The organism is Jeotgalibaca caeni (assembly GCF_028863945.1).
Lineage (GTDB): Bacteria > Bacillota > Bacilli > Lactobacillales > Aerococcaceae > Jeotgalibaca > Jeotgalibaca caeni.
On record NZ_JARBEA010000028.1, the window covers coordinates 1 to 15076 of the forward strand.

Here is a 15076-nt window from a genome sequence, read left to right on the forward strand (position 1 = left end):
AACGGAAAAATTCATTTGTCTCTTTGTGTTTTTCACAAAAGGGCCAAAGGCCCATCAACACTTAATATTCTAGAGCCGTATTTGTACAGCAGGGATCTTTTTTACATAAACCAAGTAAACAAGGTGATCGCTCCTACCCCAGCAAGGATGGAGTAAATCATGTTCTTCGTTTTATAAGCCACGAACAGTGTGAGAATGGAAGGAATCAATTTAAGGTTACTCCCGATATCAAAACTAAGTTGGTCCTCCCAATAAAAGATGTCCGTTGCAAGTAACGAAGCGAAAATTGCAATGGGCAGGTAGGCCATCCAACGCTGGAACCATTCTGGCAAAGTGGCATTTTTTAATACGAGAATAGGCAGTAGTCGTGGTACATATGTGACGACAGCCGACAGAAGGATTAACAAAATGATACTACGACTCATGTACCGCTTCCTCCTCTCGATTTTTCTTCATTTCTAAACCTAACCCCACCAGCGAGGCAAGGACGGAAGCGAGCAAAACACTGACACCATTTTGGAAGAACATCTTGAAGAAGATCGCTGCGCTTCCTGCTACGAGGGCTGTCCATAAAAAGATCCGGTTTTCCATCTGCAAAACAAATAAGTACAAAAACATAGCGGTCAACAAATAATTCATAATGACAATGGAAATGGTAATGTTACTGCCAATAAATGCGCCAACAAACGTACTCATCGCCCACGTTGCATAAGCAAATACGCCCGCAGCTAACGCTTGATTAGAAGTCCAACCTGGATCCATTTTATATTGAATGGTATTAATCGCAAACGATTCATCAGTAATCAATTGCGAAAAAAACATATTGAATCGAGTCGAACGCTCCCTTACTTTATGAGCCAACGAAGAACTCATCAAAACATGCCGTAAGTTAATAAAGAAAACCATCACGACCATTTGCACAATCCCTGCTCCACTCATCGTCATCGATGCAATCATAAATTGGGACGCTCCACCATATACGAACAGACTCATCAATAGTGCTGACCAATGATTGAAACCAGCTTGTTGCAGCAACACACCGCATGCGAGTCCGATTGGAAGATAACTGATACATACCGGCAAGATGGTCTTGAAGCCAGCTTGCCAATCTTCTCTTTTCACAGCACCCCTCCTCATTTTATTTTAATATTTATTCTATCACAGAAATAAAAAGAAGGAAGAACTTTCTGAAATTTGCATAATTATTGGGATAAAGTAAAATGAAAGGAAGAGAAGACAGGAGTGAGTTAGCATGTATGATTTAGATATTCTAGAAATTACACTCCGTCTGCTGATTGCAGTCGGGATTGGGGCAACGATTGGTTTCGAACGGGAGAGCACACATCAGTCTGCGGGCTTGCGTACCAATATTATCGTCTGTGTCGCTTCTTGTGTCCTAACCATTATTCAGATTGAAGTTTCTTATGCGGTTATTCGTATGGGATTAAGTAATCCTGATCTTCAGTCTATGCTCAGTACAGATTTCGCCCGGATTACCGCTCAAATTGTTAGTGGGATTGGGTTCCTAGGTGCAGGTGCAATTCTTACTACCAAGATGGACACAGTCTCAGGGCTCACAACTGCCGCTACCATTTGGGGAGTCGCTGGCCTTGGGATTGCTGTAGGGATGGGCTATTACTACCTCTCTATTATCAGCTGTCTCATTATCCTCATTGTATTATTCGTCATGAAGCGACTCATTCGTACGGGTGAGATATTTTTACTGGAGATTAAGTTAACAGACCGAGATGCCATTGCAAAATTCAATGATTTATTTAAGCTCCATAAGATGAAAACAACAGATGAGGACTTTCGTATGGAACGTACAGCAGACGGTGTTATCTTTCATATTATGTATACCGTATATGTCCCAAAAACGTTAAACCACAATGACTTGATTGACGAGTTCCTAGCAATCACTGATTCAATATCGGAAATTTCCTTCCGTGACTAACCTTTTTGCGAAAGTGGGTAGTTCAGCTAAAAAATTTTGCTGAGCTACCCATTTTGAGCCAAATGTGAGAAGCTCAGGATTTATTTTCCATCTACCCATTTAGCGAAAAAGAGAGACAAAACGTTGAACGTTTTGTCTCTCTTTGCTCTATTCTGTTATGGTTTGATGAATTAGTGTAGGTTTTATTTGTTCAGCACCAATTGTATAGGCTTCTAGAACCATTTTTTCAGCTTCGTTGAAGGTTGACTGGTTGGCATAAAGAGTGACAAGGGATTCCCCTTTTTTAACTGTTTCACCAACTTTTTTATTAATCATTAAGCCTGCAGCTAGATCAATCTCAGACTCTTTCGTTGCTCGTCCGGCACCGAGAAGCATTGCTGCTACACCGATGTGATCCGCTACAATGTTCATGACATAGCCGTCTGCTTCAGCGACTACTTCATGAGTGTAAGCAGCTTGCGGCATTAATGTATAATAATCAGCAACATGTGGATCTCCACCTTGAGCAGCTACAAATTGCTTGAACTTCTCTAGCGCCTCTCCATTTGCTAGTTTTTCTTTCAGCAGTGCTTTCGCAGAATCCAGATCCTCTGCTTTACCGCCTAAGTAAACCATTTGGGAGCCTAATTCCAAACACAGCTCTTCTAAATCACTTGGGCCATTCCCTTTTAATGTTTCAATTGCTTCTTGAACTTCTAGCGCATTTCCGACTGCACGACCGAGTGGTTGGCTCATATCGGATATGATTGCCATCGTTTGGCAACCTGCTAAGTTTCCAATTTTTACCATTGCATGAGCCAATTCTTCAGCAGCTTCCGCTGTCTTCATAAATGCTCCGGCTCCTACTTTTACATCCAGTACAATCGCATCTGCACCGGAAGCAAGCTTCTTACTCATAATGGAGCTGGCAATTAGCGGTAAAGAATCGACCGTTCCCGTAACGTCTCTCAACGCATATAATTTTTTATCAGCTGGAGTGATGTCTGTTGTTTGTCCTACCACAGCGACTTTATTTTGATTCACTAACTCGATGAATCGTTCTTCCGAAATCTCCACTTGGAATCCAGGAATCGACTCTAACTTATCAATTGTACCACCGGTGTGGCCAAGTCCTCGTCCACTCATTTTGGCTACTGGAACCCCCGTACTTGCTACGAGCGGTGCTAAAATAAGGGTAGTCGTGTCGCCAACGCCTCCTGTTGAGTGTTTGTCTACCTTTACTCCTTCAATTGCTGAAAGGTCAATCTGGTCGCCAGATTCAGCAATTGCCATCGTCAGCTCCATCCGCTCTTGGTCTGACATATCCTTAAAATAAATCGCCATTGCAAAGGCACTGACTTGATAATCAGGAATCTTTCCTGCCGTGTATCCTTCAACAACAAATCGAATTTCCTCTTTTGAAAGTTCTTTTCCTTGTTGTTTTTTTACAATCAGGTCTACCATTCTCATCTTGCACCCATCCCTTATGTTTTATCGATTCGCTTCTTTCGTAATCACTCCATCACTTGTACCAATCAGCACTGTATGCACACGGTTGAGGAACAACCCATGTTCCACGACTCCTACCATTTGGTCAAGCTCTGCGCCCATTGCTACCGGGTTCTCAATGACTCCTAAATGTAGGTCGATGATATAGTTACCTTCATCGGTTAAATAAAGTGTTTGGTCCTCTTGCGTACGGAATACGGGGTGATATCCCTTCTCCTCTAACCGCTTAAAGACTTGTTTTGAGCCGTACTTGACTACTTCAACAGGCAATGGGAAAGCACCTAGTTTGGTCACCATTTTGCTCTCATCCACTATCCAGATGACTCGTTCTGATGCATCGGCTACAATCTTTTCGTATAGATGTGCCCCGCCTCCGCCTTTGATACCTTGGAAATCATCACTGATTTCGTCTGCTCCGTCTACGGTGACGTCTATTCGTTCCACATCATCCACACTTTTCAAAGGAATGCCTAAACCTTCTGCTTGTTGTTGCGTACGATTGGAAGTCGTTACGCCAACAATTTGCAACCCTTCTTCCTTCATTCGGCGTCCAATTTCTTCCACAAAATAATAGGCCGTGCTGCCGGTACCCAGACCAACAATCATGCCGTCTTTAATGTATTCTGCTGCTTTGATGCCCACTGCTTGTTTTAGCTCCATCATTCACCATTTCCCTACATTTTGTTTTTTTAATTATAACATATGGAACTGATTGTAATAATGAGGATTGAATGAAAGAGAAGATACAAAAATGAGTCCCTACATAAACATTATTTATGTGGGGACTCATTCAATTATTTTCTAAACATCTTCACTTCAAGGAACAAATCATTGTAGATTCCTAATAATTCTGCTCCTAAGTTGTCATAGACTTCCATGTTTTCAATCGCTTCGTCAGATGGGTAGAACTGTTCATCTTCAGTAATTTCTGGATCCATCAGTTCAATCGCATCTTCATTCGGCGTGGAGTAACCTACGTATTCTGCATTCACAGCTGCGTTTTCTGGCTCCAGCATAAAGTTGATGAAGGCATATGCGGCATCCAAGTTCTGTGCTGTTTTAGGGATCACGATATTATCAAACCACAAGTTTGTTCCTTCTTCAGGAATCACATAATGCAAGTTTTCGTTCTCCCATAGCATTTCACTTGCTTCCCCGGAAAAAGTAACGGACATGGCTGCTTCTTCTTGAATCATATACATTTTGATTTCATCTGCCACAATTGCTTTGACGTTTGGCGTCATCTCTTTCAACTTCTCTGCTGTATTCCGCAAGACAGTTGGATCACTTTCATTTAAGGAGTAGCCCTCACTCTGAAGGCCAATCCCCATGACTTCGCGCGCTCCGTCAATCAACATCAGCTGATTGCGATAATCCTCATTCCATAAATCATTCCAGGACGTTGGCGTTTCATCGATAAATTTGTCATTATAGATGATGCCGAGCGTTCCCCAGAAGTAAGGGATGGAATAACGATTTCCTTTATCAAAACTCAAGTCCAGAAAATCATCATCGATATGTTCCAATCCTTCAATTTTAGAATGATCAAGCTCAATGAGCATTTCTTCTTCAACCATGCGGGCAATCATGTATTCAGATGGAATTGCAATATCGTAAGTCGTACCGCCCTGATTAATTTTTGTATACATTGCTTCGTTTGAATCGAATGTTTCATAGGAGACTTTGTACCCTGTTTCTTCTTCAAACTGAGTGATTAATTCAGGCTCAATGTAATCTCCCCAGTTATAAATCGTCAAGGTGTTATCACCAGTAAATCCTTGTGCACGTTCCAAGTAGTTAATGCCGAAGACTAATCCTAAACAAACAATCAGGATGGTACTAGCTGCAATAACGAGTCGTTTCATCCTTTCATCACCTCGCCCTGCTGGAAGCCGATTGCTTTCATTTCCCGGTCTTTTTTCTTCTGGCTGTAAACTTGAATGAAGTTATAACCGAGTACTAAAAGCAAGGTAAACAAGAACATGACTGTGCTGAGCGCGTTAATCTCTAGACTCACACCGCGACGGGCACGAGAATAAATTTCAACAGCTAATGTACTGAATCCATTCCCGGTTACAAAGAACGTAACGGCAAAGTCATCCAACGAGTACGTAAAGGCCATGAAATATCCACTCAAAATCCCAGGAGCGATACTTGGTAATAAAATTTTACTGATCACTTGCCATGAGTTGGCACCCAAGTCTTGGGCTGCACTAATCATGGAATCATTCATTTCGTAAAGTTTTGGCAAAACCATGATCACGACAATCGGAATGGAAAAGGCAATATGCGAAAGAAGAACAGACGCAAACCCTAATGAAAAGCCAACAATGGTAAACAAGATTAGTAAGCTGGCACCGATAATAACGTCTGGTGAAACCATCAATACATTGTTTAAGCTCAGTAAAATCTGACGATCACGAGTCTTTTTCGTGTAATAAATATAGATGGCACCAAACGTTCCGATAATGGTCGCAATCAATGCAGAGAGCAAGGCTACCAACAAGGTGTTTAAGAAAATACCGATTAGTCTGGTATCATCCATTAATGCTTGATAATGCTCAAAAGTAAATCCGGTAAACTCATTCATCGTTCCCCCTGCATTAAAAGAATAGAAAATGAGGTAGAAGATGGGCAGATACAATACAATGAAAACCAGCGCGAGGAACAGATTATTCCATTTTGTATTTTTTGCTACTTTCATGCTTTATCCCTCGCTTTCTTTTTCTTTTCTCCAGTCAGGCGCATAATCAAAACCATCGAAATAATCAAGGTTACACCGATTGTTGATCCCATTCCCCAGTTTTGCGTTACCAAGAAATGTTGCTCTACAGCTGTTCCGAGTGTAATGACGCGGTTCCCACCAATCAGGCGAGTCAACATGAACAAGGACAAGGACGGAATAAAGACTGCTTGGAACCCACTGCGGACGCCACGCATGCTTAATGGGAAAATAACTCGTCTCAATGTTTCCCATCTCGTAGCACCTAAGTCATAACTTGCCGCTTCCAATGATGGGCTGATTTCTTGAATGGAGTTGAAAATCGGTAAAATCATGAATGGTAATTCAATGTATGCCGCAACGAAAATAAAACTAAAATCAGTGAATAGAATTTGGCTTGGGCCGATTCCCATAAACGTAAGGAAGTTATTGACTGCCCCACTTTGACTGAAGATACCAATAAAGGCATAGGCTTTTAACAACAAATTAATCCATGTTGGTAAGATAATCAAAGAAAGCCAGAGTTGCTTATTTTTGGTTCTGCTTAAGATTAGTGCCGTTGGATAGCTGATTAAGAATGTTGTTACGGTGATAATAAACGCATATAAAAAGGAATTAAACGTCATCGTTAAATAATTCCCAGATGTAAAATAGCTGGCATAATTTCCTAATGTAAAGTTACCGGAGATGTCAAAAAAGGATTGATACAGAATCAACAGTACCGGCGCAATTACAAATAACCCTAACCATAAAATATAAGGGATGGAGAACCAGTTTTTCGAACGTGTTGTCATTTTGCTCCTCCTTACTCTTCGTAGCTCTCAAGACGAGCATCGAATTCTTCTTCTGTTTCACCCAAACGCATTACGTGAATATCATTTGGTGAGAAGTCTAACCCCACATTTCGCCCAATTTCTGCTTTTTTGGTGGAGTGAACCATCCACTCATTCCCGTCTTCGTCATAACCAATGATTTCATAATGAACGCCGCGGAATAGCTGTGTATCCACTTTTACCACTAGTTTTCCTTTTTCGATGCTGGTTAATTCCAAGTCTTCTGGACGAAGTACTACTTCAACCTTTTCACCCGGTGTAATTCCAGCGTCTTCACATTCGAATTGTTTGCCTACAAATTGAACCTTGTAGTCTTCAACCATTGTACCAGGAACAATATTACTTTCCCCGATAAAGTCTGCTACGAAACGGTTAATCGGCTCATCATAAATATCAACTGGGCTCCCACTTTGGACGATGTGTCCTTTGTCCATAACGAAAATCCAGTCACTCATTGCCAATGCTTCTTCTTGATCATGGGTAACGAAGATAAAAGTAATTCCCAAACGTTGTTGGATTTCACGAAGCTCATATTGCATATCTGTTCGTAATTTCAAGTCCAGTGCTGATAATGGTTCATCCAGTAAGAGTACATCGGGTTCATTGATAATGGCACGCGCAATTGCTACCCGTTGTTGTTGTCCGCCAGACAATTCATGAATTTCACGATTCTCATAGCCTGATAGTTGAACCAGTTTCAATGTTTCTTTTACACGTTGATCGATTTCTGCTTTTGGTAATTTCTTTAGAGACAATCCAAACGCAATGTTGTCATAGACATTCATATGTGGGAACAAAGCGTAGTCCTGGAAAACCGTATTAACGGTTCGTTTATTCGGTGGTACATCATTGACAACTTCCCCATTAATCTTAATGGTTCCATTCGATGCATCTGTAAATCCAGCAATCAAACGGAGAATGGTCGTTTTCCCACATCCAGAAGGTCCTAACAACGTATAAAATTTCCCTTTTTCAATTTCAAAATTGATATCATGTAAGACGGTTTGTCCGTCGTATGTTTTTTTGACATTTTCCATCGTGATGATTGTGTGGTTTGCCATTCATGTACACCTACTCTTTCTAAAATTTTATAAATAAGAATCAGTTACTACCATCAGTACTTTTGCGGCACTGGTAGAGGCATTTCGAAGTTGATGAAACTCGGTTGCTTCGTAATAAAAAGATTGTCCTTTCTTGATGACATAGCGGTGCTCACCAAGCTGTAACTCTACACTTCCTTTTAACACATAGCCGAAGGTCTCAGAAAGAGATGGCGGAAATTGTTTGAATTCTCCATCTGCCTCTAATGTTATCATAACGGGTTCCATTTCTTTATCATTTGAATCAGGAATCAACCAGGTCATGGCGTATCCTTTTTCGGAATCTTCATAAATCGTTACATCTTGCTTCTTGTAAATAACTTGTTGTGTATCTTTTTCAGCATCGAAAAAATCTTTTGGGTTTGTGCCAAGGACTTCTAAAATATCAAAAAACGTCTCTAAGGATGGTGAGCTTAGGTTATTTTCCACTTGTGAGATATACCCTTTTGTTAAATCGGTTCGTTCACCAAGTTCTTCTTGCGTCAAGTTCTTTTGCAAACGCAGCTCTTTTAACTTCTTCCCTATTTCCAAGGTAGGACCTCTTTCTCTGTATAAGTTTAGTAAAAGTAATCTTTAAGTTTAGGCACGAATACGATTATAACCTCTTTTTAGAAAAAAACAAGTGCTTTATTAGAATGTATCCTTTAAAACAGACGTGGGAGGATCCTTCAAAGAACCAAACTTTGATTCTACGTCATTCTTTCGCTTTGATAGAGTGAGGAAAAGTTTCGCTATCACAACGATAAAGCCTTTATCGTTGTGATAGAACGCGATTGGTCTCTGCTATCACAACGGAACCAGTCCTTTCGTTGCGATAAAATGAAATGTGGTTGATTTATCGCAATGATTAGCAAAAAATAAGAAGAGGCTGGAGAAAAAATTCTCAGCCTCTTACCTATGTATGAATATTTGATTCGTAAACGTGATCCAGAAGGCAGCTCGACGTCACCTCGTCATGACTATTGCTGCTTTAGCAGCTTAGAAACCTGATTCGAGGTTTGGCGAACTCCCATGTTCTTAAAATAATCGAGCGACTCGATCATAATGAATGAATTTCTCAGTAAAAACATAGGGATCTTTCATCCCAATACGCTTAGCAAATGTGTACAAACTGGCTTCCTTGAGAGAAGACTTCTCAATCAATTCTGGACTAACAAGAATGGAAACAGGACTTGCATCAGCAAGTACTTGTCCTTCTGCCATCACAACTGCTCGTTTCGTATACTCAAGCATTAAATGCATATCATGCGTAACTAAGAGAACCGTCACTCCTTGCAAGTGAATGGTTTGCAAGAAGCTCATAATTTCTGTGTAACGCATAAAATCTTGCCCTGCAGTCGGCTCTTCCACAATAATCATATCGGGGCTAAGTGCCAAGACTGCGGCAATGACTACTCTACGTAACTGACCGAAACTAAGCGTTGCCATCGGTAAATCACGAATATATTGCAAGCTACACACACGAATCGCTTCTTCTACCTTCTTCTCAATTTCCTCTGGTGGAAAGTTACGCTGTCTAAGTCGATAAGCAATCTCTTCGTAAATATTTTCTTGCGAAATAAAGTCGAGTGGATTTTGAGGAATATATCCAACGAGACTGGCCATTTTTTCTTTGTCGTAATCGGAAATGTCTTCCCCTTTCCAATACATCTTTCCGGACTGAATTTCTTCTTGTCCTGAAATAATCTTGGCAAGGGTCGTTTTCCCAGATCCATTTGGACCAATCAAACTCAACATCTCGCCCTCCATAATTTGGAGACTAACATGATTGACAATGTTTTCCTCATTCCAAGGATACTTAAACGATACATCCTCTATTTCAAGTAGGATTTCATCATTGCTAGGATATTGAAAATGGGGCAAATAAGAAAGCCATCGTTCCATATCTGCCTTCAAGTTAGGTCCGTTAATCGAATGGACGTCATCGAGACGGTGAATAAGATCCAAATTCACTCCAGCATACCGCATGGCAGTAATATAGAGCGGTTCGCGAATCCCGATATCCGCCAGCACATCGCTTTTTAAGATTTCGGATGGTTTTCCATCCGCAATAATTCTGCCTTCAGAAAACAGAATCAAGCGGTCAAACGGATAAACGAGAGCATCTTCTAAACGATGCTCGATAATCACGATGGTTGTCTCCGTCTTCTGGTGCAACTCATTAATGAAGTTCATCGCAATATCACCAGATTTAGGGTCTAAATTCGCCAGAGGCTCGTCTAATAATAAAAATGGCTTGTCGTCATTCAATAATAAACCTGCAGCCGTCATCTTTTCAAATTGACGGTCTGACAATTTTTCGAAGCTCTCTGTCAAGGATGGATAGCGACTTAAAAACCAGTTCATACTAGCCGATTTCTTTTGTTCAAGGTACGTTTGAAATGGTTGAACAGCAGGCTGAATAGTGGTCGAACGCTGTTTTTCGTTGATCACTTCTGCACTCACTTCCATGGTAATCGCAAGCTCATTCGGCAAGAAATTAGCAGTGGATTTTTGTTCATCGTTTCTTCCAATCGTAATGGTTCCAGAATAATCATTATTCTCTTTATTTGGCAGTACACCAGTTAAACAGCGAGCAAATGTGGTTTTACCAGATCCGCTTGGGCCTACAACCAGAATTTTTTCTCCTTCATAAATCGCTACATTCAATTCGTTTAGGACTGGTTCTATTTGATCTGAGTATGTAAAGGTGAAATTTCTAAAGGTTATTAATGGCTTTTTCACAGGATCCTCCTTTGCTTTTGCTTCCGTCTTAAGAAGAAATACCCATTGCCACAAAATCGTCAGATTCTTTTGGCGCATCTTCTCCAATAATACGTACTTCTGTTTCTAGCTTTACTTCAAATAATTCAAAAATAACTTCTTTGATGTACGCAATTAATTCAATGTAATCCGTGGCGGAAGCTTGATTTACATTGACAATAAAGCCTGCATGCTTCGTTGAGATTTGAGCTCCGCCCCACATTTTCCCTTGTAAGCCGGCCTCTTGAATTAACTTTCCAGTAAAGTATCCGGTTGGGCGCTTAAAGACACTGCCACAAGACGGAAATTCCAATGGCTGCTTCGCCGTACGTAATTCTGTCAATTCTTCCATTTTTGCTGAAATTTTTTCTTTTTTACCTTTTTCCAGTTCAAAAACAGTTTCTAGTACAATGTCTCCCGTTTCTTGAAGTACGGTATGACGGTAGTTGAATTCCAAATCATCATTCTCATAGACTTTTCGTTCGCCCTTTAAGGTGACAACTTCTACCGTCTTGATGACTGTTTTTACTTCTCCACCATAAGCACCAGCATTCATATAAACTGCTCCGCCTACGCTGCCAGGGATACCACAAGCAAACTCTAATCCGGTTAGGCCTTCATGTAAAGCTCTCTTAGAAGCATCAATTAATTTAGCGCCACTTTGGACAATTAGTTGATTTTTCTCCGCTTTAATGCCGTTCAATTCCGTTAATATCATGACCACGCCGCGAATGCCACCATCGCGAATAATCACATTGCTTGAATTTCCTAAAATCGTTAAAGGTACCTTGTGCTCGTGTGTCCATTTCGTAATTTCTTCTACTTCTTCCTTCGATACTGGAAAAAGCAACACATCAGCAGGTCCACCTGTTCTCGTATAGGTATACGCGTCTAATTTTTTATTTACTTTTAATATGACATTTGGAAAAGTTCCTTTTATTTCCTCTGCCAACCAAGCTGTATCTAGCAATATATTCCCCTCACTACTTCCATTCATTCCGTATCTATGTTTACCAAATAAAATATATTGTATCACACTCTACGAGTATAATAAGCTATATTTTAGTATACTGTCCAGCGGTTTCGGTTTTCAAGTGAAAAAGAGTGTTCTGCGGCAGAAAATGACGTGTGAGTATGCTAAAATAGTTCAAGTATAGGAAAGGAGGAATTCTGCTTGAGAAATAAACAAATTAAAAATGCAACGATGTTTACCCTACTTAGTGTTCTTTATCCCGTTTATCTTTTTGCTACAAAGGAACCAAATACCATCGCGACGGTTTCAGTCGTCCTCGCACTCTTCTTCCCCATTGTTGGTGTAATTTACGGTTTAAACGTAAAAGAAGCTCGTTTCAAATGGACGTTTGTCCTCGTTAACTTCGTTGTACTTCTTATTTTTGGTATTTATGCCCTGAATATTTTCTAACAGAGGAGGAATTTCGTTGGTGAAGTTGGTTTCATGGAATGTGAATGGCTTGCGCGCAATCGTGAAGAAAAATTTCTTAGAAGTTTTCCAGGAGTTTGATGCAGACTTCTTCTGTTTGCAAGAAACAAAACTGCAAGAAGGACAAATTGATTTGGTATTCCCAGGCTATACCTCTTATTGGAATTATGCAGAACGTAAGGGATATTCGGGTACCGCTATTTTCGCCAAACAGGAGCCGCTTTCTGTTCGTTACGGAATGGGAATCGATCATCACGATCAAGAAGGAAGAGTGATCGCCCTTGAATACGATCAGTTCTGGGTAGTGACGGTCTACACCCCTAATTCCAAAGCGGAGCTTGCCAGAATTGACTACCGCATGCAATGGGAAGATGATTTCCGTATATACTTAAAAGAACTGGAAAAAACAAAGCCGGTCATTGTTTGTGGAGACCTGAATGTAGCCCATACTGAAATCGATTTGAAAAATCCACAGTCGAATCGAATGAGTGCAGGTTTTTCCGATCAAGAGCGGACAAAATTTTCGACCTTACTTGATCACGGATTCGTCGATACATTCCGTTTCTTTTATCCAGATGTTACCAATAAGTATACGTGGTGGAACTATCGTTTCAACGCACGTAAAAACAATGCTGGTTGGCGGATTGACTATTTCTTAGTCTCTGATGCGTTAAAAGACAACTTGATTGCGGCAGAAATTCATGATGATATTATGGGCAGTGATCATTGTCCTGTTTCGTTGGAAATTTCTGTGGATGAATAGGAAAAAACTATTCATTTTTTGAATAGTTTATCATTTTATTTTGGTTATGTGATAAACTTAATTTGATAATCGAGTTAAAATTCAAGATTTCTTTAAACCTAAAGAATCTAATGGGCTAAAACCTTATCTTTTCTCTTTGTAAAGGAGGTGATTGATATCAAGAGGATGGGAAGAAGATGGGTAGTGTTGGGCTTGGCAGCAGCAATGGCAGCGGGTTTTTACCTCTACCAGTTCCCTCTAAAAAGCTACATTACGCAACAAAAGCTCTATGAATTGCTAGCAGAGGAGGGGGTTGCGAAAGAGGATATTCAGATACAGAAAGTTCTAAAAGACTATAAGAGCGCCCGAAGTGGATATGTAATGTATTTTACTGTGAAGGAGAGTCCTCTCGATTATCAGTATGATTATTCTTTTAAAATTAATAATTGGATGAGGGGATACGTTTCGGAAGGGACTATTTATTCAAGTGACAAAATTATTTTTAATGAGAATGAAGAGTAATATATTGAAAAGATGATGCGATTGATGTATGTCTTGGGAGCTTTTGTTTTGCTACTACTGGTTTCTCCATCTGCTGTTTCTGCCAATTAGGTGGTTTTCATACGCCCCTGTTTGCCTATCCCTATGATTTACCTGACTATTTTGAAACGCCACCTACACATGTAGCAACCTGGTCGTCTGGGCTATAATTTCTTCCTGCATTAAGGAGTATGTAAAAGAGCATAAAAGCCCTATTTATAGGTCTCACACGACTAATAATTAGGGCTTTTGTAGGTTATCTTGAATATTTTACCTGAATTTGTGCTACGAATTTGTTTCTCTGTCTGTAAAATCATTTTCTAAACAGATAGCTGACTACAAGCGGCGTATGACTCTGCTTCGGAGAGGATTGGAGCCCTGATATTGTTGTATTTTTTCCCTACATGCTATAATCAAGTGCGAAATGTGAAGATTTCGAGCATGGATAGCACAAAAGAGGCTGGAATAAAATCCAGCCTCTTTCTATTTACTGCTCATTTTCAATCAATCAGTAAGCTCATCATGACACCATCATAAAATTCTCCGTCAATCATCATAACGCGAGCCATTCTGCCTTCTTGTTGATACCCCATTTTTTCGTACAGTCCAATTGCTCGTTCATTGTCAGCATGAACCGTCAACTCCAAACGGCGGATTATTCCACTCTCACGAGCCCATAGTTCAATCTCCTCTAGCAAAACGGTCCCGATTCCAAACCCCCAAAATTCTTCGGCAACCGTGATCCCTACTTCTCCCACATGCTGCGTTTTTAGCTTGTCGTTGGAACCGACAGAAGCAATCCCAATCAGTTCTTCATTATTAATGGTTGCTACAAGCATAATCTCGTTTTCTTTTTCCATCAATCCTTCGAGATACATTTCTTCAAATGCTTCTGACAGCTCCAATCCTTCTGGGCCATAGGTCAGATAGTCGGTCTCTGCCCCCGTCTTCTTACTAAAAGCTAAAATATCTTTTGCATCCGCTGGAATTGCTTCCCGAATCATCACTTCAATTTTTTCATTCTCCATTTTGCGCTTCCTTCCATTCTTTTAATAATTTTTCGTAACGTGCTCCAACTGCTTCTATCTGGAAGAAACGATTTTGAAGAAATTCTCCAGCACGACTGATTTGTATCTTCAGGTATTCAGACGGAAGTTCTTCTTTAATGAAGATCGACCATTCAATGACACTAACACCTTCACCGTAGAAATACTCTTCTAGACCTAATTCCTCACCACCCGATTCTTCCAAGCGATAGACATCAAGGTGATAAAGGGGCAAACGACCTTTCGTATACTCACGAACTAACGTGTACGTTGGACTTTTGATCACTTGTTCAATACCCATCCCGAGCGCTAGTCCTTTCGTGAAGGTTGTTTTTCCTGCACCCAGTTCTCCTTCTAATAAGATGACGTCTTTTGCTTCCACTCGTTCGCCTAGCTTCTTGGCAAAAGCCATTGTTTCTTGTTCATTTGTTGTTTCCATATTAAATGACATGGAAATCCCCCACTCTC

Annotated in this window: 17 protein-coding genes; 4 read left to right on the top strand and 13 right to left on the bottom strand. The window is 40.4% G+C overall.

From position 1 onward, the window contains the following. Window positions 1-101: 101 nt before the first annotated feature. Both PVE40_RS07250 and PVE40_RS07255 read right to left on the bottom strand, forming a co-directional pair. On the bottom strand, window positions 102-425 hold the full coding sequence (locus PVE40_RS07250; RefSeq protein WP_274731222.1) for an AzlD domain-containing protein: 324 nt from the start codon (window positions 423-425) through the stop codon (window positions 102-104). Further along, a complete protein-coding gene (locus tag PVE40_RS07255; RefSeq protein ID WP_274731223.1) occupies window positions 415-1122 on the bottom strand; it encodes an AzlC family ABC transporter permease in 708 nt (235 codons plus the stop codon). The genes PVE40_RS07250 and PVE40_RS07255 overlap by 11 nt, the downstream gene beginning before the upstream one ends. Window positions 1123-1252: 130 nt before the next feature. Here PVE40_RS07255 and PVE40_RS07260 point away from each other — a divergent pair, with 130 nt between their 5' ends. Continuing rightward, window positions 1253-1954 (top strand): MgtC/SapB family protein, encoded by a 702-nt coding sequence (locus PVE40_RS07260; RefSeq protein ID WP_274731224.1) that lies wholly within the window; start codon window positions 1253-1255, stop codon window positions 1952-1954. A gap of 147 nt (window positions 1955-2101) precedes the next feature. Here PVE40_RS07260 and PVE40_RS07265 read toward each other — a convergent pair whose 3' ends face one another. From PVE40_RS07265 to murB, 9 genes are all read right to left on the bottom strand, one after another. Next, window positions 2102-3403, bottom strand: a complete 1302-nt coding sequence (locus PVE40_RS07265) for a pyrimidine-nucleoside phosphorylase (protein ID WP_274731225.1) — start codon at window positions 3401-3403, stop codon at window positions 2102-2104. A gap of 21 nt (window positions 3404-3424) precedes the next feature. After that, the gene (rpiA, locus tag PVE40_RS07270; RefSeq protein WP_274731259.1) at window positions 3425-4102 is read right to left on the bottom strand and encodes a ribose-5-phosphate isomerase RpiA; all 678 of its coding nucleotides are present in this window, start codon (window positions 4100-4102) and stop codon (window positions 3425-3427) included. A 134-nt stretch (window positions 4103-4236) separates the two neighbouring features. Then, window positions 4237-5307 carry an ABC transporter substrate-binding protein gene (locus tag PVE40_RS07275; protein WP_274731226.1) on the bottom strand — a complete coding sequence of 357 codons (1071 nt, stop codon included), beginning with the start codon at window positions 5305-5307 and terminating at the stop codon, window positions 4237-4239. Then, complete coding sequence (locus PVE40_RS07280; RefSeq protein WP_274731227.1) at window positions 5304-6146, bottom strand: ABC transporter permease; 843 nt, start codon at window positions 6144-6146, stop codon at window positions 5304-5306. The genes PVE40_RS07275 and PVE40_RS07280 overlap by 4 nt, the downstream gene beginning before the upstream one ends. Further along, on the bottom strand, window positions 6143-6958 hold the full coding sequence (locus PVE40_RS07285) for an ABC transporter permease (RefSeq protein ID WP_274731228.1): 816 nt from the start codon (window positions 6956-6958) through the stop codon (window positions 6143-6145). The genes PVE40_RS07280 and PVE40_RS07285 overlap by 4 nt, the downstream gene beginning before the upstream one ends. 11 nt (window positions 6959-6969) lie before the next feature. Continuing rightward, complete coding sequence (locus tag PVE40_RS07290; protein ID WP_274731229.1) at window positions 6970-8058, bottom strand: ABC transporter ATP-binding protein; 1089 nt, start codon at window positions 8056-8058, stop codon at window positions 6970-6972. Between the two features lie 27 nt (window positions 8059-8085). Further along, a complete protein-coding gene (locus PVE40_RS07295) occupies window positions 8086-8628 on the bottom strand; it encodes a helix-turn-helix domain-containing protein (RefSeq protein WP_274731231.1) in 543 nt (180 codons plus the stop codon). A gap of 486 nt (window positions 8629-9114) precedes the next feature. After that, window positions 9115-10821: an ABC transporter ATP-binding protein gene (locus tag PVE40_RS07300; RefSeq protein ID WP_274731232.1), complete on the bottom strand. Its 1707-nt coding sequence runs from the start codon at window positions 10819-10821 to the stop codon at window positions 9115-9117. Window positions 10822-10849: 28 nt separating this feature from the next. Then, on the bottom strand, window positions 10850-11809 hold the full coding sequence (gene murB / locus PVE40_RS07305) for a UDP-N-acetylmuramate dehydrogenase (protein WP_338033474.1): 960 nt from the start codon (window positions 11807-11809) through the stop codon (window positions 10850-10852). A gap of 204 nt (window positions 11810-12013) precedes the next feature. On the opposite strand from murB, the gene PVE40_RS07310 reads away from it, so the two are divergent. From PVE40_RS07310 to PVE40_RS07320, 3 genes are all read left to right on the top strand, one after another. Next, complete coding sequence (locus PVE40_RS07310) at window positions 12014-12262, top strand: hypothetical protein (protein ID WP_274731234.1); 249 nt, start codon at window positions 12014-12016, stop codon at window positions 12260-12262. A gap of 19 nt (window positions 12263-12281) precedes the next feature. After that, window positions 12282-13043: an exodeoxyribonuclease III gene (locus PVE40_RS07315; protein WP_274731260.1), complete on the top strand. Its 762-nt coding sequence runs from the start codon at window positions 12282-12284 to the stop codon at window positions 13041-13043. Between the two features lie 165 nt (window positions 13044-13208). Continuing rightward, on the top strand, window positions 13209-13544 hold the full coding sequence (locus PVE40_RS07320) for a DUF3139 domain-containing protein (RefSeq protein ID WP_274731235.1): 336 nt from the start codon (window positions 13209-13211) through the stop codon (window positions 13542-13544). Between the two features lie 518 nt (window positions 13545-14062). On the opposite strand, the gene PVE40_RS07325 is transcribed toward PVE40_RS07320, so the two are convergent. Together PVE40_RS07325 and tsaE are read right to left on the bottom strand one after the other, a co-directional pair. Then, window positions 14063-14590: a GNAT family N-acetyltransferase gene (locus PVE40_RS07325; RefSeq protein ID WP_274731236.1), complete on the bottom strand. Its 528-nt coding sequence runs from the start codon at window positions 14588-14590 to the stop codon at window positions 14063-14065. Further along, window positions 14580-15059 (bottom strand): tRNA (adenosine(37)-N6)-threonylcarbamoyltransferase complex ATPase subunit type 1 TsaE, encoded by a 480-nt coding sequence (tsaE, locus tag PVE40_RS07330; protein ID WP_274731237.1) that lies wholly within the window; start codon window positions 15057-15059, stop codon window positions 14580-14582. The genes PVE40_RS07325 and tsaE overlap by 11 nt, the downstream gene beginning before the upstream one ends. Between the last annotated feature and the right edge of the window lie 17 nt (window positions 15060-15076).

Excerpts from the sequence above, each read along its gene's own strand:
- PVE40_RS07290 (WP_274731229.1), bottom strand. The coding sequence starts at position 8,058 with ATGGCAAACCACACAATCATCACGATGGAAAATGTCAAAAAAACATAC.
- PVE40_RS07265 (WP_274731225.1), bottom strand. The coding sequence starts at position 3,403 with ATGAGAATGGTAGACCTGATTGTAAAAAAACAACAAGGAAAAGAACTT.
- rpiA (WP_274731259.1), bottom strand. The coding sequence starts at position 4,102 with ATGGAGCTAAAACAAGCAGTGGGCATCAAAGCAGCAGAATACATTAAA.
- PVE40_RS07285 (WP_274731228.1), bottom strand. The coding sequence starts at position 6,958 with ATGACAACACGTTCGAAAAACTGGTTCTCCATCCCTTATATTTTATGG.
- tsaE (WP_274731237.1), bottom strand. The coding sequence starts at position 15,059 with ATGTCATTTAATATGGAAACAACAAATGAACAAGAAACAATGGCTTTT.
- PVE40_RS07275 (WP_274731226.1), bottom strand. The coding sequence starts at position 5,307 with ATGAAACGACTCGTTATTGCAGCTAGTACCATCCTGATTGTTTGTTTA.
- PVE40_RS07325 (WP_274731236.1), bottom strand. The coding sequence starts at position 14,590 with ATGGAGAATGAAAAAATTGAAGTGATGATTCGGGAAGCAATTCCAGCG.
- PVE40_RS07280 (WP_274731227.1), bottom strand. The coding sequence starts at position 6,146 with ATGAAAGTAGCAAAAAATACAAAATGGAATAATCTGTTCCTCGCGCTG.
- PVE40_RS07260 (WP_274731224.1), top strand. The coding sequence starts at position 1,253 with ATGTATGATTTAGATATTCTAGAAATTACACTCCGTCTGCTGATTGCA.
- PVE40_RS07250 (WP_274731222.1), bottom strand. The coding sequence starts at position 425 with ATGAGTCGTAGTATCATTTTGTTAATCCTTCTGTCGGCTGTCGTCACA.
- PVE40_RS07320 (WP_274731235.1), top strand. The coding sequence starts at position 13,209 with ATGGGAAGAAGATGGGTAGTGTTGGGCTTGGCAGCAGCAATGGCAGCG.